General features: G+C 43.7%; 20 protein-coding genes. 15 read left to right on the forward strand and 5 right to left on the reverse strand.

What is annotated here, in order from left to right; translation table 11 throughout:
* Positions 1-230: 230 nt before the first annotated feature.
* From ACIZ62_RS07790 to ACIZ62_RS07805, 4 genes are all read left to right on the forward strand, one after another.
* Positions 231-542 (forward strand): hypothetical protein, encoded by a 312-nt coding sequence (locus tag ACIZ62_RS07790; RefSeq protein ID WP_414151647.1) that lies wholly within the window; start codon positions 231-233, stop codon positions 540-542.
* A gap of 13 nt (positions 543-555) precedes the next feature.
* Positions 556-1,506, forward strand: coding sequence for a phage major capsid protein (locus tag ACIZ62_RS07795; RefSeq protein ID WP_414151648.1), 951 nt, complete (start codon positions 556-558; stop codon positions 1,504-1,506).
* A gap of 237 nt (positions 1,507-1,743) precedes the next feature.
* On the forward strand, positions 1,744-1,905 hold the full coding sequence (locus tag ACIZ62_RS07800) for a hypothetical protein (protein ID WP_414151649.1): 162 nt from the start codon (positions 1,744-1,746) through the stop codon (positions 1,903-1,905).
* A 77-nt stretch (positions 1,906-1,982) separates the two neighbouring features.
* Positions 1,983-3,659, forward strand: coding sequence for a DUF4368 domain-containing protein (locus ACIZ62_RS07805; RefSeq protein ID WP_414151650.1), 1,677 nt, complete (start codon positions 1,983-1,985; stop codon positions 3,657-3,659).
* A gap of 95 nt (positions 3,660-3,754) precedes the next feature.
* On the opposite strand, the gene ACIZ62_RS07810 is transcribed toward ACIZ62_RS07805, so the two are convergent.
* Positions 3,755-4,873 (reverse strand): Ldh family oxidoreductase, encoded by a 1,119-nt coding sequence (locus tag ACIZ62_RS07810; RefSeq protein ID WP_111887239.1) that lies wholly within the window; start codon positions 4,871-4,873, stop codon positions 3,755-3,757.
* Between the two features lie 26 nt (positions 4,874-4,899).
* Positions 4,900-6,018, reverse strand: a complete 1,119-nt coding sequence (locus ACIZ62_RS07815; RefSeq protein ID WP_322518729.1) for an alanine/ornithine racemase family PLP-dependent enzyme — start codon at positions 6,016-6,018, stop codon at positions 4,900-4,902.
* Between the two features lie 238 nt (positions 6,019-6,256).
* Here ACIZ62_RS07815 and leuS point away from each other — a divergent pair, with 238 nt between their 5' ends.
* Together leuS and ACIZ62_RS07825 are read left to right on the forward strand one after the other, a co-directional pair.
* Positions 6,257-8,668 carry a leucine--tRNA ligase gene (gene leuS, locus ACIZ62_RS07820; protein WP_111887237.1) on the forward strand — a complete coding sequence of 804 codons (2,412 nt, stop codon included), beginning with the start codon at positions 6,257-6,259 and terminating at the stop codon, positions 8,666-8,668.
* A gap of 7 nt (positions 8,669-8,675) precedes the next feature.
* Positions 8,676-9,134 (forward strand): ribonuclease H family protein, encoded by a 459-nt coding sequence (locus tag ACIZ62_RS07825; RefSeq protein WP_111887236.1) that lies wholly within the window; start codon positions 8,676-8,678, stop codon positions 9,132-9,134.
* A 93-nt stretch (positions 9,135-9,227) separates the two neighbouring features.
* Here the strand turns inward: ACIZ62_RS07825 and ACIZ62_RS07830 are convergent, their stop codons facing one another.
* The 3 genes from ACIZ62_RS07830 to ACIZ62_RS07840 all read right to left on the reverse strand — a co-directional run bounded on the left by ACIZ62_RS07830 (position 9,228) and on the right by ACIZ62_RS07840 (position 12,228).
* Positions 9,228-10,073 carry a DegV family protein gene (locus ACIZ62_RS07830; protein ID WP_162624421.1) on the reverse strand — a complete coding sequence of 282 codons (846 nt, stop codon included), beginning with the start codon at positions 10,071-10,073 and terminating at the stop codon, positions 9,228-9,230.
* A gap of 141 nt (positions 10,074-10,214) precedes the next feature.
* Complete coding sequence (locus tag ACIZ62_RS07835) at positions 10,215-11,351, reverse strand: MGDG synthase family glycosyltransferase (RefSeq protein ID WP_111889680.1); 1,137 nt, start codon at positions 11,349-11,351, stop codon at positions 10,215-10,217.
* A gap of 94 nt (positions 11,352-11,445) precedes the next feature.
* The gene (locus tag ACIZ62_RS07840; RefSeq protein WP_111887234.1) at positions 11,446-12,228 is read right to left on the reverse strand and encodes a PP2C family protein-serine/threonine phosphatase; all 783 of its coding nucleotides are present in this window, start codon (positions 12,226-12,228) and stop codon (positions 11,446-11,448) included.
* A 140-nt stretch (positions 12,229-12,368) separates the two neighbouring features.
* Between ACIZ62_RS07840 and ACIZ62_RS07845 the strand changes: the two genes are divergently transcribed.
* The 9 genes from ACIZ62_RS07845 (at position 12,369) to mutS (ending at position 23,171) form a co-directional block, all read left to right on the forward strand.
* The gene (locus tag ACIZ62_RS07845) at positions 12,369-12,779 is read left to right on the forward strand and encodes a hypothetical protein (protein ID WP_322518726.1); all 411 of its coding nucleotides are present in this window, start codon (positions 12,369-12,371) and stop codon (positions 12,777-12,779) included.
* A 74-nt stretch (positions 12,780-12,853) separates the two neighbouring features.
* Positions 12,854-13,789, forward strand: a complete 936-nt coding sequence (locus ACIZ62_RS07850; RefSeq protein WP_322518725.1) for a TIGR01212 family radical SAM protein — start codon at positions 12,854-12,856, stop codon at positions 13,787-13,789.
* A gap of 5 nt (positions 13,790-13,794) precedes the next feature.
* Complete coding sequence (locus tag ACIZ62_RS07855) at positions 13,795-14,598, forward strand: GTP pyrophosphokinase family protein (RefSeq protein WP_111887231.1); 804 nt, start codon at positions 13,795-13,797, stop codon at positions 14,596-14,598.
* Positions 14,599-14,681: 83 nt separating this feature from the next.
* Entirely contained in the window at positions 14,682-15,419 is a 738-nt protein-coding gene (locus ACIZ62_RS07860; protein ID WP_111887230.1) for a YebC/PmpR family DNA-binding transcriptional regulator, read from the forward strand.
* Positions 15,412-16,104, forward strand: a complete 693-nt coding sequence (locus tag ACIZ62_RS07865; protein WP_162624420.1) for a peptidoglycan-binding protein — start codon at positions 15,412-15,414, stop codon at positions 16,102-16,104. Before ACIZ62_RS07860 ends, ACIZ62_RS07865 begins: the two co-directional genes overlap by 8 nt.
* A gap of 135 nt (positions 16,105-16,239) precedes the next feature.
* Complete coding sequence (locus ACIZ62_RS07870) at positions 16,240-17,733, forward strand: NAD(P)H-hydrate dehydratase (protein ID WP_322518724.1); 1,494 nt, start codon at positions 16,240-16,242, stop codon at positions 17,731-17,733.
* A 158-nt stretch (positions 17,734-17,891) separates the two neighbouring features.
* On the forward strand, positions 17,892-19,085 hold the full coding sequence (locus tag ACIZ62_RS07875) for a cation diffusion facilitator family transporter (protein ID WP_322518723.1): 1,194 nt from the start codon (positions 17,892-17,894) through the stop codon (positions 19,083-19,085).
* 68 nt (positions 19,086-19,153) lie between these two features.
* Positions 19,154-20,572, forward strand: coding sequence for a tRNA (N6-isopentenyl adenosine(37)-C2)-methylthiotransferase MiaB (miaB, locus tag ACIZ62_RS07880; protein WP_322518722.1), 1,419 nt, complete (start codon positions 19,154-19,156; stop codon positions 20,570-20,572).
* Complete coding sequence (mutS, locus tag ACIZ62_RS07885) at positions 20,526-23,171, forward strand: DNA mismatch repair protein MutS (RefSeq protein ID WP_111887224.1); 2,646 nt, start codon at positions 20,526-20,528, stop codon at positions 23,169-23,171. Before miaB ends, mutS begins: the two co-directional genes overlap by 47 nt.
* Positions 23,172-23,176 lie beyond the last annotated feature (5 nt).

Genomic DNA, 23,176 nt, shown 5'->3' on the forward strand with positions numbered 1-23,176 from the left:
TTATCTGGTGTGTGGATATTAAAATGCCCAGTACTGCTACTTCTGCTACCAACCCCTCGAAAACGGTGATATAACGCGCTTTTTTGCAGTAGCAGCAGCCAAAAACACTGCTACCAGTTCTGCTACCACTGCTACTAAATTTTAATGCGAAGGAGGATCGGAAAAAGACGGTTCGTAAAAAATGTTTCAGAAAAAGACCCCACAACAATAATTCTAGGAGGAATTTAAACATGGCAAACTATCCACTTATAAAAATGAACACCGAAGGAACGCTCCTTCGACCGCAACACTCATATTATTCTGATGAATATGCAACAAATTGGTGTGATCTATTCCTTGCTGATTGCATCTTAGCGGACAGCAAGGGAAAGTTGCATAAGTATTATCGGCTTCATGCAAAGCAGGATCATACTATGGAAATGGCTTTTGGTTATGATATTCATTGCCCGGATTGTAAAAGCGCTATGCTTAAGCCAATCAGTGCACCAATCAATTATAACGAACTGGGGCTTTACCGATGCCCTGTTTGTGACAAGAAATAAGGAGGAATAACTTATGAGCACTTACACTGAAAGATTACCTTTTACCGGTTCTCCGGAATATGACAAGCATTTTTGGAATGCGATGCGTGGCCATGACAGCAGTTACGATAAACTCACAAAGGGTCTCAGCGCCGGAACCGGTCTGTATACAATGCCCAATACATCGGATAATAAATACATGGCTGCCCTTGAAAAAGAAAGCCTGTTTCGTACTATCGGTACGGTCATAAAGGCTTACGGCTCCGGCTACCGTATCTTTGCAAAGGACAGTAGTGATCTTGCCCAATGGGTAGCGGAAAATGAAGCCATCCCTATTTACGATGGCCTTGAAGATTTCACTATCAGTACCGTAAACAGTTGGAAACTGGCTGCTCTGGTAAAAATGGATGATGCCTTTATCCGTGATGTCAGCTTCAATCTTGAAAACCATCTAATAAATCGTTTTGCCAGAAACTTCGGCAGGGCCGAGGATAATGCCTTTATCAACGGCAACGGAAATGAAATGCCCACAGGGATTCTAAATGCCACCGGTGGAGCGGAAGTCGCTGCGACCATTGAGGCAATCAGCTATGACCGTGTTATTGACTTGTACTTCTCGGTAAAGCCGGAGTATCGTAAAAACGCCGTATGGCTCATGAATGATAAAACGGCTCTTATTCTGCGCACCCTTAAGGACAGTGCCGGGAACTACCTCTGGCGTGACAGTGATGATACCATTTTGGGCAAGAAAGTAATCTTTTCTGAGTTTATGCCGGATGCAGAGACAGGTTCAAAGCCTATTGCTTTCGGTGACTTCAGTTATTACTGGGTTATCGGCAGAAGGCCCATCGGTGTTCGCACCCTGTCTGAAAAGTTCGCGGCACTCGATCAGCTTGGGTACTTAGCCTATGAGTTCCTTGACGGAAAACTTATCCGCCCGGAAACTGTAAAGGTGATTCAGATGAATACCAAAACCAACGGTTAAAACCAATGGAAAAAGGCACAGTGGAATAGTCTGCTGTGCCTATTTTTTTTTAAATGTACTTTTCAAGAGGCCATTCACACAGCATTTAGCGCCATTATATCGATTTTATCAAGGTTATATCTCTAATACCCCCCTTTGAAACCGCGAATTTTTACGCGTTACCCCCAACCCGTTGACCAGGTAAAAAGGTACAGAGATCAGACCACCCCCACCCAAAGGTAGAAAGGAGGAATCTCTATGGATGAAAAAACAATCTGTGTTACCCAAAAAGTAATTGGTGACACGCTCTACATTATCGAATCGGCAATCAGCAGCACTGCCAAAGAAACGGCTTACGACAAGATAAAACGTATGATCCTAAATGCTCCGGCAAACCTTGTAATAAAAAAAGCTTCTTAGCCCAATTTCAGTTGACTTCTTCGCAGTAGTACGGGAATATAGAGTACCGCTTGAAGACTGTCGGAGAGGAGGTAAACATGAAAAACAGACAGTCATCGACTGCTGTGAAGAATAATGATAAAATAACCGCTCTGTACTGTCGCCTTTCTCGTGATGACGAGTCGCAGGGTGATTCTAACAGCATTAAAAACCAAAAAACGATTTTACAGAAGTACGCCGATGATAACGGTTTTGGAAACACAAAGTTCTTTGTTGATGATGGCTACAGTGGCACAAACTTTGACCGCCCGGACTGGCAACACCTTATTTCCCAGTTAGAAGAAGGCTCCGTCAGCACCGTCATTGTAAAGGACATGAGCCGTCTCGGTAGAGATTACCTTAAAGTCGGCTACTACACTGAAGTGTTATTTCCCGGTGCTGATATTCGCTTTATCGCCATTAACAACAACGTGGACAGTGCCAATCAGCAGGACAGCGATTTTACGCCGTTCCTTAATATCATCAACGAGTGGTATGCCAAGGATACGAGTAAAAAAATCCGCTCGGTTTTTAAGTCAAAAGGTCAGTCCGGCAAGTCACTGTGCACGAATCTGCCTTATGGTTATATCAAACACCCTGAAGACAAGACCCATTGGATTGTTGATGAAAATGCTGCTAAAGTGGTAAAAGAAGCTTTTCAACTGTGTATACAAGGCTATGGCCCGACACAGATAGCGAAAGAGTTCAGCAAACGCCGGATAATGAATCCGACGGCTCATGCCAAGGCAAATGGAATCAATATTCCAGACAACAGAGGTCATGATGATGATTATATCTGGCGAAGTGCCACTGTTGTTACTATTCTCTCAAGGCAGGAGTATTTAGGACACACGGTTAATTTTAAAACTTATAATAAGTCCTATAAGAATAAAAAGAAGATGAAGAATGACCCCTCGGATTGGCAGATTTTTGAGAATACCCACGAAGCCATTATTGAAGCACCTATGTTCGACATCGTGCAAAAAATTCGCGATGGCAGACGCAGGGTTACGCCGATGGGTGAAATGCCCATACTCTCCGGTATGCTTTTCTGCGCCGACTGCGGTGCCAAGCTGTACCAAGTGCGTCATCGCGGTTGGGAACATGACAAGGAGCATTTTGTATGCGCGACCTACCGAAAGATTAAAGGCGGCTGCAGTTCTCACCAGATACGCAACGTGATCGTTGAGGAATTGCTTCTTGACGGCATTCGCCGGATAACCGCTTATGCCAGAGACCACGAGGATGAATTTGTGCAGATGGTTACCACGAAAACGAAGCTAGACCTCGATAAAAGTTTGCGTGACGACAAACGAGAGTTAGAGCAGTCACTGGCTCGTGTCAGCAAGCTGGATGATATCATCCAAAGGCTTTATGAGGATAATATTGAGGGTAAGATTTCCGATGAGCGTTTTGCCAAAATGACCTCAAACTATGAAGCTGAGCAGCAGACCCTTGAAGGCCGCGTGACAGAACTGAAAGCTACCATGACTGCCGAAAAGGAAAGTACATTGAGTGTTAACCACTTCCTCGCTTTGGTAAGAAAGTACACCGATATAAAAGAACTCACAGCCGAGATTATCCGCGAGTTCATTGAAAAAATCTATGTTTACAAAGCAGAACACGTTGATGGCAGACGAGTCCAGCGTATCAAAATCGTTTATAACTGTATTGGCGAGTTTGAGCCACCGGTTTCTACATCCACCACCGAACAAGAAAAACGGCATAGCTGGTAATACATACCAAACTATGCCGCTATTTTTCAGGAATTACAAATCCCTAAGACACACCCACTTGACGCCGTTTCTTTTTTGTTATCATCGTTATCTAATTATTTTTCAAATGGGAAGTGGTACTGATCTAAACCCAGCTCCGCCTTGATGTCGAGGATATCTTTAATTAAAGCATCATTGACCGGTGTCCCCTTATCTTTGCGATCCAGCCAGGCATCGTATTCTTTTTCACCAGCAGTGTAGATTCGTTCCTGCCCGGGCATTTTTTCAGAGGCTCGCAGGTCTCTTAAGATATCGCCAGTAATTTTCTTAAAAGATTCTGGCTCGGTAAAGTTCTCAATGTTGATGGCGATAAAGAAATGCCCCAGGTGGTAGGGCTGGGCCTTGCCGTTGGCATCAAAACCCAGCAGTCCTTTTAAGAAAGAACCACTTTGGAGAGCTGCCGAGAGGATTTCGACAAAGGTGGCATACCCATAACCCTTATAGCCGCCGGTATCTTCGCCGATGCCACCAAGTGGTGTTAAGGCCGCCTCGCCTTTGACTAAATCGATGAGGATCTGTTTGGTATCAGTTCGGCTGTTTCCCTGGCGATCGATGACCCAGCCATCAGGTAGGTCCTTGTTTTCGCGGTCATAGACTTCTATTTTACCCCGTTGGGAAACTGAGGTAGCGCAGTCCAAAACGAAGGGAAAGGGTTCATCACTGGGTACACCAACAGTGATCGGGTTGGTTCCTAACATGTTTTCGACGCCAAAGGTTGGGGCGATAGACGGACGGGCATTGGTGCCGGTCATCCCGATCATGTTGTTTTCGATGGCCATCAGCGGATAGTAGCCAGCGAAACCATAATGAGTGGAATTTCGGACCACGGTCATCCCCATGCCGTAAACCTTGGCTTTATCAATGGCCATTTGCATCGCTTTTTTGGCGATCACATGGCCCATGCCATCGTGGCCATCAATGACGGCAGTGGTGAAGGTGTCTTTGACCACTTCAAATTCAGTTACGGGCTTTTGAATGCCTTGCTTGATCCGGTCATAGTAGATCGGTTTTAAACGGCCGATGCCGTGAGAATCAATACCACGTTTATCGGAACTGATCAATATATCCGCACAGATTTTGGCATCTTCTTCGGGAACTCCGATGCCTTTTAAGGCGTCGGTCATGAATGCTTCTAAAACGTCAAAGGGGATACGATAGTTGGTTTCGTCTTTCATCAATAATTCTCCTTGTTTAATTCTTTTTATTGGGTGATTATAATTTTGTCAACATAGGATGAGGTAGCGGCGTGAAGAGCACCGACGTAGTCGCAGCGTAAGCTGATGATGTCGCCAACCGCATAGGTGGCTTTAGCATCGGTGACGTCGATAACCAGATGGTCGGAACTGGAGCCAACGATGGTTAGTCCGGGAACCACAGGAAAGATGTGGTCGGTGTCAGTGTCCTGACGACCCAGACCACAGATGGCCCGGCGCCGGATTCCCTTGTCCTCAAAGGTGGGGATTTCGCCAAAAGCGTTGCGGCCGATTTCGCCAACCGGATAGGTGGGTTTATCTTGCAGCTCGAGGATTTCCACATCCAGAATAAAAGCATCCTGATGGAGATAATCATAGCAATGATAATAGGCGGATTCCCGGCCAAAGAGAATCACATCTCCCAGCCTGAGATTATTAATTTCGGCGGGCAGGGTTTCATTATCGACCAGATAATAAGCGCTGGAATTACCACCGGAGACGATCTCACAGGGAAGCTGATATTTTTCTTCAAGTATTTTTTTAACCTTGAAAAAAGCCCCGAAAGTCAGGGGAGTAGGAATTGTGGCACCAACGCAGGTGGCGTTGGTGGCGATGCCTCGAAGGTGGATGTTTCCCATGGCCTTAATTTCGCCAAGATCCTGATCGAGCTTTGTAAAAGAGGCTGAAATTAACGCCTCGATTTCAGGACTTACCGAATTGCCATCACCGATAAAGAGTCCTTCACGCAGATCGCCAAGGTCAAGCATATAGAGGATGCCATGGATTTTGCCCTGGGCTTTTGCCGCCTGGTTTAATAGCCGGATGGTTTTTATTTCACTGTTTACTGATAGGGTAGCATAGGCAACAGTAGGATTGACCTCGCTGGGCATGGGGACCCGGATTAGCCATTTTTCACAGGCTAACGGGGCTAGATTTTTAAGATTTTTAATACGGGAATCACCAATCGAAGTGGCACCCCCATCAAGGAAGGCCTGGGCAACTTCTAAGTTTCCGCCACTACATTTGGTGACGGCGGTGACCGCAACATTCATTTTTTTGGTCCGTTTTATTATGGCTTTAGTATTGTCTAATATCTTTTTCTTATTGATTTTAAGTAAGGGATACATAAATGCTCCTTTGTAAGTTTTCTGTGGTACAGTATACCATAAGCGAAAAAAAAGCACAAATCATTGACAGCGGTTCCGCCCTTATTTATAATGAGGAATGAAGATCATTAGGAGACAGGAAAAGTTCGTCCCTTATCGGGGGAGCGGATTTTTTTTTCGCAGTTGGTTAAGGTGTGCGAATTATAAAAAACAGCGAAAACTGGTAAATTATAAATAGAAACGAGTAAATGGAGGAAATATGTCAACGTATGAGCATAAACGAATAGAGGAACAGTGGCAAAAGTATTGGGAAGAGAATGAAACGTTTCGGACCGAAGAAAACTCAAGCAAAGAAAAATTTTATGGGTTGGTTGAATTTCCTTATCCTTCCGGGGTGGGGCTCCACGTTGGTCATGTTCGAGCTTATACATCGCTAGAGGTGATTGCCAGAAAACGTCGTATGGAAGGATTTAATGTCCTCTTTCCGATTGGTTGGGATGCCTTTGGTTTACCAACTGAAAACTACGCCATTCAAACTGGTCGTCATCCCCGGGAAGTGACCGATGAAAACATTGCCGTATTCACTAATCAACTAAAACGGATTGGTTATGCCTTTGACTGGGATAAAGAAATTGATACCACCGATCCGAAATACTATAAATGGACGCAATGGATCTTTTTACAGTTGTTTAAGCATGGTTTGGCGTTTCGAGACCGGACCTATGTCAATTTTTGCAACGGCTGCAAAGTGGTTCTGTCCAACGAGGATTTCCGGGACGGGAAGTGTGATCGTTGTGGTAGCGAAGTGGTGCAAATGGAAAAAGATGTATGGTTCCTGAAAATCAAGAACTATGCCGAAGAGCTGTTAAAAGGTCTGGATGACGTCAACTATCTGCCTCGGATCCGTCTGGAACAGGAAAACTGGATTGGCAAGTCAGTGGGGGCGGAAGTCGATTTTACCATTGCTGGCTATGACAAAGCCCTGCGTGTATTTACGACTCGACCGGATACCTTATTTGGGGCGACTTTTATGGTTATTGCCCCCGAACATCCGCTGATTAGTGATCTTTCTGAATCGATTACCAATTTGACTGAACTGGTCGCGTACCAGGAACAGGCCAAGCGCAAAACAGAATTTGAACGGGTTCAGCTGGCTAAGGATAAAACTGGGGTGCGGATTTTAGGCATCCAGGCTATTAATCCGGTGACCAATACCGAAATTCCGATTTTTATCGCCGACTATGTCATGATGGGATATGGCACCGGCGCGATTATGGCCGTTCCCGGCCATGATACAAGAGATTGGGATTTTGCCAAAAAATTTGCCTTACCCATCATTGAAGTTATCAAAGGCGGGGATGTAACCGAAGCGGCTTATACCAATACTGATTCGGGTGAAATGGTCAATTCCGGCTTTTTAAATGGAATGGAAGTCAAGGATGCGATCCAGAAAACAATTGACTTTTTAGAACAGGAAAAATTGGGCAAACGGACCATTAATTATAAAATGAAGGATTGGGCTTTTAATCGTCAGCGTTATTGGGGTGAACCAATTCCGATTGTTCACTGTCCAAAATGTGGGATGGTACCGGTGCCGGAGGATCAATTGCCGCTGGAATTGCCGGTGGTCGAAAGCTACACCCCCACGGATACCGGCAAATCCCCGTTATCCAACATCCCGGAATGGTATGAAACGACCTGCCCGGAGTGTGGTGGTCCGGCGGAACGGGAAACCGATACGATGCCCCAGTGGGCGGGTTCCAGCTGGTACTTCCTGCGCTATTTTGATAACAAAAACGACGAAGCCTTTGCTTCCCCCGAAAAACTGAAATACTGGATGCCGGTAGATTGGTACAACGGCGGGATGGAACACGTCACGCGGCATCTACTCTATTCCCGGTTCTGGCATCAGTTTTTATTTGATATTGGTTGTGTGCCAGTACGTGAGCCCTATGCCAAACGAACCGCGCAGGGATTGATTCTTGGAAACGACGGCGAAAAAATGTCGAAATCTAAAGGAAATGTGGTCAATCCCAACGTGATCATTGAGGAATATGGGGCCGATACCTTAAGAACCTATATTATGTTTATCGGCGACTATGAAAAATCTGCTCCCTGGTCGGATAACGGCGCTAAGGGCTGTCGACGGTTTCTGGATCGGGTCTGGAAACTTCAGGAGATTGTCAGTGATGAAACCGGCTATGGCAAGGACCTCGAATCGACCATTCATAAAACCATTAAGAAAGTTAATGATGATTATGAAGAAATGAAATACAATACCGCGATTGCTGCCTTGATGACGCTATTAAATGAATTCAACCGCATTGGTTCCATCACTAAAGATGCCTTTAGGACCTTTTTGCAATTACTTTACCCGGTAGCCCCCCATATCAGTTCAGAAATCTGGCAGAATCTAAAGATGGGTGGAACGCTTGATGATGCGGCCTGGCCTCAATATGAAGACGCCAAAACCGTCGATGATGTCATCGAAATGGCAGTTCAGATTAACGGCAAGGTCCGGGGAACCATTACCATTCCGGTTGCCGCCGATAAGGATGAAGCCAAGGCGATTGCTCTGGCTCAGGAGAACATCGTCGCCTATACCCAGGGTAAAACCATTATCAAAGAGATCTATGTCCCGGGAAAAATTTTCAATATCGTGGTAAAATAGGAAGATCATGAAAGTAATTCATCTCTATACCGATGGTGGTTGCCGCGGCAATGGCAAAGAAGGTGAAAATCTGGGTGCCATTGGTGGCGTACTGATTTACCCTGAAAAAAATGTCATCAAAGAGTACAAACGGGCCTATGAAAACACCACCAACAACCAGATGGAGTTGTTGGCGGTGATTGAAGGCTTAAAGTTGCTAAAGGAACCTTGTGAAGTTCATATCTACAGCGATTCTGCCTATGTTGTTAATGCCTATCTGCAGAATTGGATTGGTGGATGGAAGGCAAAAAACTGGACCCGGGGAAAAGCCGGGGCGCTAAAAAACCGGGAAATCTGGATGGAACTTGATCAACTGGTTAATCAACATAAGGTGACCTTTCATAAGGTCAAGGGTCATGCCGATAACCCCTATAATAATCAGGCGGATTTATTAGTAAACCAGGCCATGGATGCATACGTGCTTTGAATTGAAACAATAATCTAAAAAGACTTAAACCAGATTTCTGGTTTAAGTCTTTTTAGATGCGCTTTATATTTTGTGATAAACTTAATGAGTTGATTAAAAGGCTAGTAACAGCCCTTTGTCGTTGGAATAGTAAGTGGTTAAGCCGTGCATCGGAAAAATATAAATCTCTTTGAGTTCAAAGCGTTTCTCCAGTAAATCTTTGAGGATTTCAGCCTGACTAAGATTATTGCAATGAGTAATGACCACAGGAAACTGAGGCTGCGCTTTGGCCTTATCCTCAACCATATTGGCAAGGCTTGACAAGGCTTTTTTGATGCCGCGGGCTTTGGTGACCAATTGAATTTCACCCTTTTCATCAGATTTGAAAATCGGCATAATCGAGAGCACTGAGGCAACGGCGCCGGCTACCCGATTCATTCGTCCGCTTTTAACCAGGTTGGATAGGTCCTGAAGCAAGAAACGCAGATTTAAGGTCTCAAGATAGGTTGCCAGCTTATCACTGATGGTGTCAAAATCCATCTCACCAGCTTTTATGAGATCGCGGAGCTTCATCACCATCAAAATCATCACCGGCGAGGTTGAGTGGGTATCAAAGAGACTTATTTTCAGAGAATCATCTTCCTCAAGGACCATGTTTCTGGCAACCCGGGCACTGTTATAGGTACCGCTTAGGCCGGAAGTCATCGTGATTACATAACTTTCTTTATTTTTTCGAAGTTCGGCGGCAAAATCTTCGGGGGATGGGCATGAAGAAGAGGTTGCTGTTTTTTCAGCCTTCATGGCGGCAATCAGTTCCTTGGTATTTAGAGTCTCATCATCTATAAATTCATGATCGCCAACAATTATTTTCAGCGGGACAAGTGAAAAATCGATACCGTCCTTTTCCAGAAAATCCTTGGGCAAATCACATGAGCTGTCGCTGATAATTCGTGGTTTCACATTAATTTCCTCATTTCAATCATTTGTCTCTTAAGATTTTTCTTTATTAGGCTGATCAGATGATCAGCCAACAGCACTCTTCATCTGTTGTGATAACAATAAAATGGTAAACTAAAATGCTTAAAAAGATCTTTTGCTGTCTTAAATGGATTCGGTCAGATAGGGTATGGCATCAGGGATATTTAACTGAGTTAAAACGTCCTGGGTGATCAGGTTGGTTGCATGACCATTGTAAATCCGGCCAAGATTGTTCTTAATCGAAAACCGTTTGATGTCATTTTCTTTGAGCGCATCAATGGCCAGGACCAGTTCATTAAAGTTATGAGCAACGACAGCGGCACCCTGGCTTTTAAACCACTGGGCATTTTCGCCTTCCTGACCGGGAGTGGGATTGTATAAAATGACCGGAATTTTTTTAGTCACCACTTCACTCAGGGTAATGCCCCCAGGCTTAGTTACCATTAAATCACCAACAGAATAAAATTCGTGAATATCCGGAACAAAACCAAAAATTCTTGTGTTGGTCAAGTTTTCCTGCTCTAGCTCCTGTTGGAGATGCAGGTTTTTGCCACAGATTACAACGGTCTGGAGGTTATCCATTTTATCTGCCTGCTGACAGATCTCTTTGATATTCTTAAGAACTCCGTAGGTGCCGGCAAAAATAATCAGTATTTTTTTATGAGAATCCAGATTATATTTACTGAAGATACGATTACGGTTTTCCCGGGCATAAAAAGCGTCTCGCACAGGAATACCAGTTTTCAAGATTTTTTCCTGGGGAATTTCTTCCTTGATCAGGGTTTCTTCAACGTTTTCACAGGCCACATAGTAGCGGTCGATATCCTGATGGATCCAGGGTTTAGGAATACAAAAATCAGTGACCACAGTAAAAAGCTTAATATGCGGATAGTTTTCTTTTTTCAGGATCGCTGAAATAGTATAGCCGTAGGTGTTGATGATACAATCTGGCTTAAACTGCTCAATCATTTTTAATAAGGCTTTGCTGGTTAAGTGCCAAAGGTTGTACATAAATTTATTATGGGCATACTCTTCCACATCATAATAAACGCGTTCGTAAAAACTACTCCCAATGGAATAGGAAAGTAGGTAGGATTTTTCGATCATCCGGTTGAGCGTGGGGTTGGTTTTGTCAAACAGATCCTCAACACAGACAAGATGTCCCCGAGCCTCAAAGCTCTCTTTAAGGGTTTGGGCTACCATTTTATGGCCAGACCCGTGGGAACAGGTTAATATGAGTATTTTTTTGGGTTTTAACATGGTAATCCGTCCTTTCCGGAGATTATTTGCAAAGATCTCCAAATAACATCATGCCAATAGTTTATCCATAAATGATTAGATTTCCATTAGAAAGCTAATCATCAACTTCAATGCCCAAAATACAGATATCATCAGACGGAGCCTGGTCCTGCTTAAAATCGACGCAGGCGTCAATGATATGACTGCCGATAAGATTAATCGGGGAATCCGCGTTTTTATTAATGACAGATATCACCCGTTCCATCGAAAATTCTTCTCGGTTGGGGTTTTTGGCGTCAATGAGACCATCCGTAAAGAGCAGCAGTTTATCACCCTTTGAAAAATTAATTCGCATATCAAAATAATGCATAGTCGTCATAAATTGCTGCAATCCCAACATCGGAAGGTTGGGTTTTAGTAATTCGACCTGGCGGTTGGACTTAAGAAGAATCGCATCAGGGTGACCGGCATTGGCAAAGTACAAGACTCCCGCTTTAGGATCGAGTACGATAGCGATGGCAGTAAAAAAGGTATTATCCATTTGCTGACAAATATCGGATTCAATTTGCTTTAATATAAGGCTGGGGGATTGATTAATGCGGCTGTCTTTCATGGTGTAGGAATAACTCAGTTTAACCATACTGGTGATCATGGCAGCATCAATCCCATGGCCGGTCGCATCAGTGATGATTAGACTGATTTTTTCGTTGTCCAAAAAATGAAAATCGAAAAAATCACCGCCAACTTTTCGAAAAGGTCTCAAATAACTATAAAAATGATAATGATTTGAAACAAACGACCCAGGGGAAGGAATAATTTTGCGTTGAAGGTTTTGGGCGAATTCTAATTGTTTATCAAAAAGAGAGACAAGGGATTCGTAGTGATCCGAACTATTCAAACATGGACCTCCTTAGTCGGTTGATTTTTTTTATTATAGCATACTATTTTGAAATGTTATGCCAATTTCTTTAAAAATGATTGAAATTATTGATACTTACCCTTATAATGAAATTATCAATATGAAATGAGGTGTCTAAAATGATTGAATTTGTATACGGTTCAAAAGGAAGCGGCAAAACAAAGAAAATGATTGACATGGCAAACAACGCACTGGAGACCTGTGAAGGGGATATCATTTTTCTTAACGACAGAGACAAATATCGAGTAAAAGTAGATACTAAAATCAGATTTACAAACTTGGAGGAGTTTGGCATTGTCGGAACAGATCAACTTTTTGGTTTTATCAGCGGGGTTATTGCAGAGAATTATGATGTAAAGATTGTCTTTATTGATAACACATTAAGACTGATTAACTATCAAACATCAGAAGACATTTGTGCAATCGTCAGTAAAATACAACAGCTTAATGAAAAACATGACATAAGATTCGTGCTCAGTTTAAGTTGCGAAAAAGAAGAACTACCAGAATGTGTTACAAAATTAATATAATAAATTTCAGACGAACCTGATTAAAAATCAAGAAGGTTCGTCTGTTTAATCTTGTTAAGGAAAATTGTAAAAAAATGACAGAAAATCTGTATAATATCTATTCAGTCTGGCTAAAAGAACGATATGGTGAAAAAGTCTATAAAATTCCGGTTAATATTCCAGTTACCTGTCCCAACCGGGATGGTTCTAAAGGCAGCGGTGGCTGTGTCTATTGCGGGGCCAAAGGTGGGGGAAACGAAACCCTGTCCGACTTGCTATCCGTTACTGAACAAATTGAAAGAAATACGGCGTATATCGGAAAACGATATCATGCAAAAAAGTTTATCCCCTATTTCCAGAGTTTTTCTAATACTTATTGTGAATTTTCAGATTTTAAAAAATGGATTATTGAAGCGATCCGCCCGGATGTGGTCGAAATTTCTATTTCAACCAGGCCGGACTGCATCACCGACGAACAACTGAAATTTCTAGAAAAAGTAAAAAAAGATGACGCCGTCGAAGTGACCATTGAATTGGGGTTGCAAAGTGTTAATGAAGAAACCCTGAAAATTATTAATCGTGGACACACTTTGGCTGACTATAATCAGGCTATTGATCGGATCAAGGCGGCAGGTCTGTTAAGCTGCACCCATATGATTCTGGATTTACCCTGGGACAGTGAGGAAGACGTTATTAAAGGTGCCCAAGTCCTATCCGATAAAGGAACCGATTTCGTTAAATGTCACAGTCTGTATATTGAAAAAAACACCCTTCTAAAGCATTGGTATGATCAAAAGCAAGTGACGCTTTTAACAAAAGAAGATTACATTACCCGGGCCATTCTATTTCTGGAATATTTAAATCCGGAAATTGTCATTCAACGGCTGATTGGTCGGGTACCAAAAGAAGATTCGGTCATTACCAATTGGAACACAAGTTGGTGGAAAATTAAAGATGAGCTTGAGGCTCATATGAAGTATGAAAATAATTACCAGGGAAGAAAATTTTCTGGGATGAATAATAAGAGGTAAAGTCCTTGGGAACAAAATATTGGCAGGAATTTCTGATTCCATATCATCAGGCTGTGGATGAGATCGTCTTAAAATTTTCAAGTTTAAAAGAGCAGTACGAAAAAATCGGAGAATATTCACCCATCGAGTCCGTTTACGGCCGGGTGAAGAGTGTAGCTAGTATTCTGGAAAAAATTAATAAATATGGTGTCGATATCGAGGCCCTAGAAGAAACCATTCAGGATATCGCCGGGATTCGGATCATGTGTCAGTTTGAAGCTGATATTTACGAAGTTGTCGAACTGATCAGAAAAAGAACTAATTGTGATATGGAAGTCGTTAAGGTAAAGGATTATCTCAGTGAAGCCAAGGCCAGCGGATATAAGAGCTATCACTTGATTATCCGGTACCCTGTTTTTTGCATGTCAGGAAGTCAATCGGTTTTAGTTGAGATTCAGATTCGCACCCTGGCTATGAATTTTTGGTCTGTTATTGAACATTCCTTAAATTATAAATACAAGGAAAACATTCCGGAAGAAATTAAAGAGAGACTAATCAATGCCGCCAATGCGGTGAACGAGGTGGATCGGGAAATGGCATCAATTCGCGAAGAAATTCAAAGCGCTCAGCGGTTGTTTGGCCTGAAATCGAGCTTAGTTACCAGTATTCTTGACAACATTGGGCATTTATATAAATTGAATCATGGGGAGAAAGCATCTCGTTACGAGAAGATTTTTGATGATCTTTTTGCTCAGGAAGATCTGATTCAATTGATACTTTTAAGAAAAGAACTGGAATCGGAAGTGAATTTGATTGAGTCTGAGGTTTAAGAAATAAAAAACATGTTTGTTAAAAAAGGACAATATGTTATAATAGCACATTGTAAATGTTATAATTATCAAGGAGGTTGTCGATGTCAGGACATTCGAAATGGTCGACTATTAAACACAAAAAAGGAAAAGCAGATGCGAAACGTGGTCAAATCTTTACCAAGTTAGCGAAATATATTGCGGTTGCATCCCGAGAGGGCGGCAGCGATCCGGATATGAATGCAAAATTGAAAGAAGCCATCGTAAAAGCGAAGGCTGCCAATATGCCCAACGAGAACATTGACCGGGCAGTTAAAAAGGGCGCCGGGGAATTACAAGGTAGTGTCTATGAAGAAATAAGCTACGAAGGCTATGGACCGGGCGGCGTTGCGGTGATTGTCGAGACGTTGACCGATAATAAAAATCGGACGGCTGGGGATGTACGTCATGCTTTTGATAAAAATGGCGGAAATTTGGGAACCAGTGGTTGCGTGGGGTTCCTGTTTACCAAAAAAGGGCAGATCTTTATTGAAAAAACAGATCGCTTTGATGAAGAATCGCTGATGATGCTAGCCCTGGATGCGGGAGCAGAAGATATTGAAAGTTCTGAAGAAGGTTATGAAATCAGCACTGAACCGATCGATTTTGGCCAGGTATGTGATGCTTTGAAGCAAGAAGGATACGAACTGGCTTCGGCAGAAATTGCCATGATTCCATCGACTGAAGTAGAACTCACAGATGCCAGCGAAATCAAAAAGATGTTGAAAATGATCGACATGTTTGATGACAACGAAGATGTTCAGGCAGTATGGCACAACTGGACAGGTGAGGCAGATGAATAAACGAACCCCATTCAAACGGTTTAAAGATGTGATTCTTTACATTGTCTTTACAATTTTTCTCATTTTTTTAACCTCATCCTTTGTTATTGAGGATGTATATTCGGCCGCTGACCAGCTTTCGATGGAAGAAAAAGGGATTTCTGATGTTTATTCCATCGCTGTTGGTATGAAGCCGGCAAAACTGACCGTCAATAAGGATAAAACGGATGAGGATCAGAAAACAACTGAAATAAAAACTGATGACGGAACAACCATTGTTATTACCGAGTATAAGCTCGGGGATACCAATGATGAAATCCAGGAATATCAGCAAATTTTGTATTCGCTTGGTTTCTTAATCAGTCAGCCGTCAAATCAATTAACTGAAGACGTACAGACTGCGTTAAAAACGTATCAGGCCATGAAGGGTCTGGAACAAACCGGTAATTTGGATCGGTCTACCATTATTTCTCTGGTAGCAGAAGATATTAAATTCGAAAAAGGTGATAGCGGCAAAGTGCTACAAACCTATCAGCAGATTTTAGTAGCGCAAAACTATCTGGCGGCCGAGTCGGCAACCGGAACCTTTGATGATGCCACAGAAACGGCAGTAAAGGCTTTTCAAAAAGCCAATGGTCTTACTGAAAACGGAAAAATGGATGCCAAAACGGTCAAAGCATTGGACGCATTAAGACAAAAAAATTAGTTAAAATTAAATTTAAACATTTAGCCGTCAATTAATTGGCGGCTTTTTTCGTCTTACGGTTTACAAAAGGTTTCTATTTGATATAATGACAATTAATCATTCGATTATTTTCACACATGGGAAAAGAGGAAGGAAATGAAAGTTGTAACACCAAAAGAAATGGCCGTTATGGATCGCCATACTATTGCAGCTGGTACACCTGGCGTTGAGTTAATGGAACGAGCAGGTCACGGATGTGCCGAAATTATCAAGACAGAGCTCGACGCTGATGCTCAAGTTATTGTTCTTTGCGGACCAGGTAACAACGGTGGTGACGGTTTGGTTATTGGCCGGTTACTGATTGAAGAGGGCTTCGCGGTGCATCTTTTTTTAACAGAAACCGAAGCAAAGTTGTCTGAAGACAGTCTGATCTGCCTGAAACAGCTGGACGATAAGAATATACCAATCCGATTGATTCAAAATAATTCGGATTTAGAGGATCTCAGTCTAATATTAAAACGTGCCACCCTGGTTGTCGATGCGATTTTCGGAACCGGTTTGGCAGAAAAAGAAATGCCAGAGAAGTATCACAAAATATTTGACCTGATTAATGGTTTCGAGAAAAAAATTGTAGCCATTGATATCCCGTCGGGTTTACGAGGGGATATTGGCCTGACGATTGGCAACGCAATTTTTGCGGACAAAACCATTGTCATTCAAAATTATAAAACGGGATGTCTGTTAAATGACGGTCCTGACTATGCTGGGGAAACGGTTCTGATTGACATCGGAATTGATGAAAACAGCATCCCCAATGAAAAATACTATACCCAGGAAAATGATCTGAAATTTCCCCAAAAGCGAAAAAAGAATACCCATAAATATGACTATGGCTCGGTTGTTGTGATTGCCGGATCAAAGGGTATGAGTGGCGCTGGTATTCTTTCGGTGGAAGGCGCTTTAAAAAGCGGCGGCGGACTGGTTACCTGTTATGTTCCTCATGATATCTATATCCCGGTAGTGGCTCGGGCACCGGCAGAAGCTTTGGTTAAAACCTATGACTGTAATATTACATCCGAAGATATTAAAAATGACCGAAAAAAGGTGATCTTAATCGGACCGGGAATTGGCCGGGCAAAAAATTATAGTTTTATTTTGGAGCATTTACTGGAAGGCAGTCTGCCAGTGGTGATTGACGCCGATGGTCTTCATCATCTGGCTGTGATAGTGGATACTTTAAAAGAATCCCGAACCCCGGTGGTTATTACCCCCCATTTTGCCGAGTTCTCCAAGCTCATCGATGTGCCCCGGGAAGAGATACTAAAAGACCCCGTTGGATATGGTCAGAAATTCGCCATGGAATACCATGTCGTGGTGGTTTTAAAAGGCTATCGGACCATGGTGTTTGGAACCAATGGCGAAATATGGTTTAATTCTACCGGTAATCCGGGGATGGCCACTGGCGGTAGCGGCGATGTACTGGCTGGGATGATCGCCGGTATTGCCGGGCAAAACGTGGATCTGTTTGAAGCTGCCCGGGCCGGGGTGTTTTATCACGGTAAGGCCGGAGATTATTATGCCAAACACTATGGTCAAAGTACCCTGACCGCTCACAGCATCATTGAATCCTTAAAGTATGTTTTGAAATAAGTGACGAAATAAAAAAAATCCTGGTCAGACCAGGATTTTTTTCGCTTTGGTTTGTGATTTGATGATTTTAGGTTATAATGATTAAATAGTTAATTAAGTAAATTTTGATGGTTCCGGTGACCGGATGGAAATAAACTAAACCAGAAAGGTAATGGCTTGTGACAAACATATTAATACGAAAACTGATAAAAAACTTTGAAAATACCAGCAATTCCAGGGTCCGGGAAAATTACGGCAAATTGGCTAGCATCATGGGCATTGGGTCAAATCTACTCCTGTTCATCATTAAAATAGCAGTGGGCCTGCTGTTTAACAGCATTTCGATCACCGCTGATGCAGTCAACAATTTGTCAGATTCCGGATCTTCACTGGTAACCTTGCTGGGATTTAAACTGTCCGGCAAACCGGCGGATGCCGACCATCCTTTTGGTCACCAGCGAATGGAGTATATTTCCGGTCTGGTAGTTTCGTTTATTATTCTTTTTTTAGGGCTTCAGCTGATTCAGAGCTCGTTTGATAAAATTATCCATCCGGAACTCCCTCAATTTAATATCATTAGCGTGGTCGTTTTGATCGTGGCGATTTTAATCAAGGTCTGGCAATGTTTGTTTTATCGAAAAATCGGGAAAACCATTAATTCACTGACCCTGATGGCCACTGCAATTGATAGTCGCAATGATATTATGGCGACCTCCGCCGTCTTGGTAGCGACCATTGTCACTTACTTAACCGGCTTTGATTTGGATGGCTATATGGGGTTGGTGGTGGCCGTGTTTATTATTATCAGCGGCATCAATCTGATTAAAGAAACCATCAGCCCGCTACTGGGAACGGCCCCATCCAATGAACTGGTGGATCAGATCTACAAAAAGATTCTTAGCTATGAGCATATCATTGGGCTGCATGATTTGATTATCCATAGCTACGGCGAAAGTAAAACCTATGCCTCGGTTCATTGCGAGGTACCGGCAGAATTGGACTGTCTGATTAGCCACAGTGTGATTGATAAAATTGAGCGGGACGTTCTAAAGGATATGGACATCAATCTGATTATTCATCTAGATCCGGTAGTGATCACCGATGAAAGAACTAATGCGTTAAAAGAACAGGTGGAACAGACCATTGAAACACTTTTACCAGACATTCACATCCACGATTTTCGGGTGGTTTGGGGATTTGATCACTCGAATCTTATTTTTGACGTAGTGGTACCCTTTGATGTTGAGTGGAGCGATGAAGAATTGATCTTGATGATCTCCAATGAAATTTACAAAATAAATCCGACTTATCATGCCGTTGTTACCATTGATCATAATCACTATGTTCCCAATGAGGATGAATTAGATGTCTAAACAGTGCCATGGAAATTTAAACAGTAATAATTATTAATTTAGTCAGATCTTAGGAGAAACAAAATAGCATGAGCAAAAAAAAACCTGCAAAACGAATCATAAACAACCCCTCCCGTACTTTTCGCATTTTTACCTTCGGATGCCAGATGAATGAAAACGACTCGGAAAAAATATCCGGGATGTTAAAAGCTCTAGGCTACATGGAAGAAATGGATGTCAATAAAGCTGGCCTGGTAATCCTTAATACCTGTTCGATTCGGGAGAACGCCGATGAACGGGTCTTTGGCAATATCGGCGCCTATAAAACCGTCAAAAAAACCAATCCGGATTTAATTCTGGCCGTCTGTGGTTGTATGATGCAGCAGCCGGAAATCGTTAATCAGATAGTCACCAAGTATCCCCAGGTAGATCTGGTTTTCGGTACCCATAATCTCCACCAGTTTCCGGAGTTACTTAATAACTACATGGTCAACGGTAAACGGCTAGTAGAAGTCTGGGATGATTCAGACACCATTGTGGAAGATCTGCCGGTCGACCGTAAATATCCCTTTAAGGGTTTTGTGACGATCATGAACGGCTGCAACAATTTCTGCACCTATTGTATTGTGCCTTACACCCGGGGCCGGGAAGTAAGCCGCAAGCCCGATAAAATTTTTGATGAGGTTAAAGCTCTGGTGGCCGACGGTTGTGTTGAGGTAACCTTGTTAGGACAAAATGTCAATTCTTATGGCAATGATCTTGGAGAAGCGGTAAATTTCGCCAGTCTGCTTAGGCAACTCAATACCATTGAAAACCTCAAGCGAATTCGCTTTATGACTTCTCATCCCAAAGATCTTACTGACGCGGTTATTGATGCCATTGCCGCCAGCGATAAGGTCTGCAATTATATTCATCTGCCGATCCAATCCGGCAGCACTCGAATCTTAAAGGCGATGAACCGCAAATATAGTCAGGCCGATATACTAAATCGGGTTAAGGCAGTACGGGAAAAAATCCCCGGCGTAGCGATTACGACCGATCTGATTGTCGGCTTTCCCGGTGAAACCGAAGCGGACTTTTTGGAAACTCTCAAAGTCATTGAGCTTTGTCAATTTGATTCGGCTTTTACCTTTTTATATTCGATTCGCACCGGTACTCCGGCGGCTACGATGGGAAACCAGATTGCCGATGCGGTTAAACATGACCGAATCAACCGCTGTTTGGAAGTGCTTCATCAGATCAGTCACGATATCAATCAGACCTATCTTGATCAGGTGGTGGAAGTGCTGGTCGAAGAACCTAGCCGCAACAACCCCGAGCGGATGACCGGCCGAACCCGGACTGGCAAACTGGTCAATTTTCCCGGTGATCCAGCAGATATCGGCAAGCAGGTAATGGTCAAGATCACTGCTGCCAAAACCTTTAGTCTCGATGGCAAAAAAACGACACAGGAGGACACTGATGGCGCAGCTCACACCGATGATGACCCAATACCTGCAAATTCATGAGGAGGTTCCTGATGCCCTCCTTTTCTTTCGTATGGGCGACTTTTATGAAATGTTTTTTGACGATGCTCTAACAGCTTCCCGGGAGTTAGAAATAGCTCTTACTGGTCGGGATTGCGGGCTGGAAGAACGGGCTCCGATGTGTGGGGTACCCCATCATGCCGCCCAGAATTATATTACCCGGCTGGTGGAAAAAGGCTACAAGGTCGCTATCTGCGAGCAGATGGAAGACCCCAAGGAAGCCAAAGGGATCGTCCGTCGGGAAATTATTCGGGTCATTTCTCCGGGTACCATTTCCGAAGGAAAATTACTGGAATCAAAGAAAAACAATTATCTGATGGCTCTCTTTCTGGAAAACAATACCCTGGGACTGGCCAGTCTGGATGTCTCGACCGGGGATTTTTATGTTACCCAGATCGAGGCTAAAACCCGGGAACAATGGCTGTCTCAGCTGTCCGACGAAATCGGTCGATTATTACCGGCCGAGGTGATTCTTAATCCGGCTTTGTTTAAAGATTCCCAAGCACTGGCGATGATCGAAAACAGTTTTGGGATTCTGGCCAGTCTTTATCCGGAAAAATACTTTTCGGTCAAAAACGGCAGTACACGGATTATCGATCAGTTTGAGGTCTTTGCCCTCGGTGCCCTGGATCTGGAACGCCGGGATCATGCCATCGCCGCTGCCGGGGCCTTGTTGCTCTATCTGGATGAAACCCAGAAACGGGCCCTGACTCATATTAAAACCATTCGTTATTACAACAGTAAGGATTATATGGTGCTGGATTTATCCACTCGGCGCAATTTGGAGCTGACCCAGACGCTTAGAACTCTGGAAAAAAAAGGTAGCCTGTTAGGGGTGCTGGATAAAACCGTCACTGCCATGGGGGGGCGAACCCTGCGGCGCTGGGTCGAAGCGCCGCTTTTAAATCGTGACAGTATTCTTGCCCGACAGGGTGGCGTGTCGGCTTTTTACAATAATGCAGCCCATTTGCCTGCCTTTAAAAGCATGATGACCAAGGTTTATGATCTGGAACGGCTCTGCGGCAAGCTATCCTTTGGGACCATCAACCCACGGGATCTATTGGCACTTAAACAATCACTGGGGGCGCTGCCTCTGATTCGCGATTTTGTGGAGCTGTTGGGCTCACAGCAATTGCGCAGTCTGTTTGACACGAATGACTTGCTCAATGATGTCTGGGAGCACATTGAAAAAGCCATCGATGACCAGGCCCCGCTGGTTCTTAAGGATGGTCATGTGATCAAAACTGGTTATCATCAGGAAATTGACGAATTTCGGGAAGCTGCTGAAAAGGGTCAGGACTGGATTCGCGATCTGGAATGTCGGGAACGGGAGCGCACCGGAATTAAAAATCTGAAGGTGAAATATAATCGGATTTTTGGGTATTTTATTGAGGTAACCAAAAGTAATTTTGATCAGGTGCCGGAAGACTATATTCGCAAACAGACCCTGGCTAATGCCGAGCGGTACTTTACCCCGGAGCTAAAAGAGATGGAAAACAAAATTCTCGGTGCCCAGGAGGGCTTACTCCGCTGTGAAACCCAAGTGTTTTCGGAAATCCGGGACGGTCTGCTTGCAGAGATCCCCAGAATTCAACAGAAAGCTAGAGAAGTAGCGGAGTTGGACGCTATTTATTCGCTAGCCACCGTGGCTTTGCAGAATCGCTACGTTTGCCCGGAAATTACTGAAGACAACACCCTGCTGATCCAAAACGGTCGACATCCAGTGGTGGAGGATATGATTGGGACCAATTTTTTTATCGGCAATGATTGCACCCTCAATCAGGATGATCAGCGGATGCTGATCATCACCGGGCCGAATATGGCCGGGAAGTCCACCTTTATCCGCCAGGTGGCGATCATTACCCTGATGGCCCAGATTGGCTCCTTTGTCCCGGCGGATGCCGCCGCTATTGGGGTGGTCGACCGGATTTTCACTCGGGTCGGCGCCAGTGATGATCTGGCCAGCGGTCAGAGTACCTTTATGGTAGAAATGACTGAGGTGGCCAATATTTTGAAAAATGCCACCAGTCGCAGTCTGGTGATTCTGGATGAAATCGGCCGGGGTACCTCCACCTTTGATGGCATCAGCATTGCTTGGGCGGTGGTGGAATATCTCCATAACCAGGACAGCATTGGGGCTAAAACCCTGTTTGCCACTCATTATCATGAACTCACTGAACTGGAGACCCTAAAGCCCGGGATTAAAAATTTCAGCATCCGGCTCAAGGATACCCCGGATGGGGTGATCTTCTTACGAAAAATAATCCCTGGACCAGCCGACCAGAGCTATGGTATTGAGGTGGCCAAGCTGGCCGGTTTTCCGGTGGGGGTAACCAGGCGGGCCCAGGAAATTCTGGGTCACCTGGAATCGGGGGAAGATACCTACCGGCAGGAGCTGCTGGTGAAAGAACCTACTGTTTTAGAGGGTGGAAAAGGTGCCCAACTAAACTTTTTTGATGTGACCAAGGGCATGACTGCGGAAGAAGAAGCGGCCCTGGGGGTAATCAGAGAAATGAAAATCGACGAAATGAGCCCTATGGAAGTCATGATTGTGATTGATCAATTGCGAAAAAAAATTTAAGGTGA

It is taken from the genome of Acetobacterium carbinolicum (assembly GCF_047456275.1).
GTDB classification, from domain to species: Bacteria; Bacillota; Clostridia; order Eubacteriales; family Eubacteriaceae; genus Acetobacterium; species Acetobacterium carbinolicum.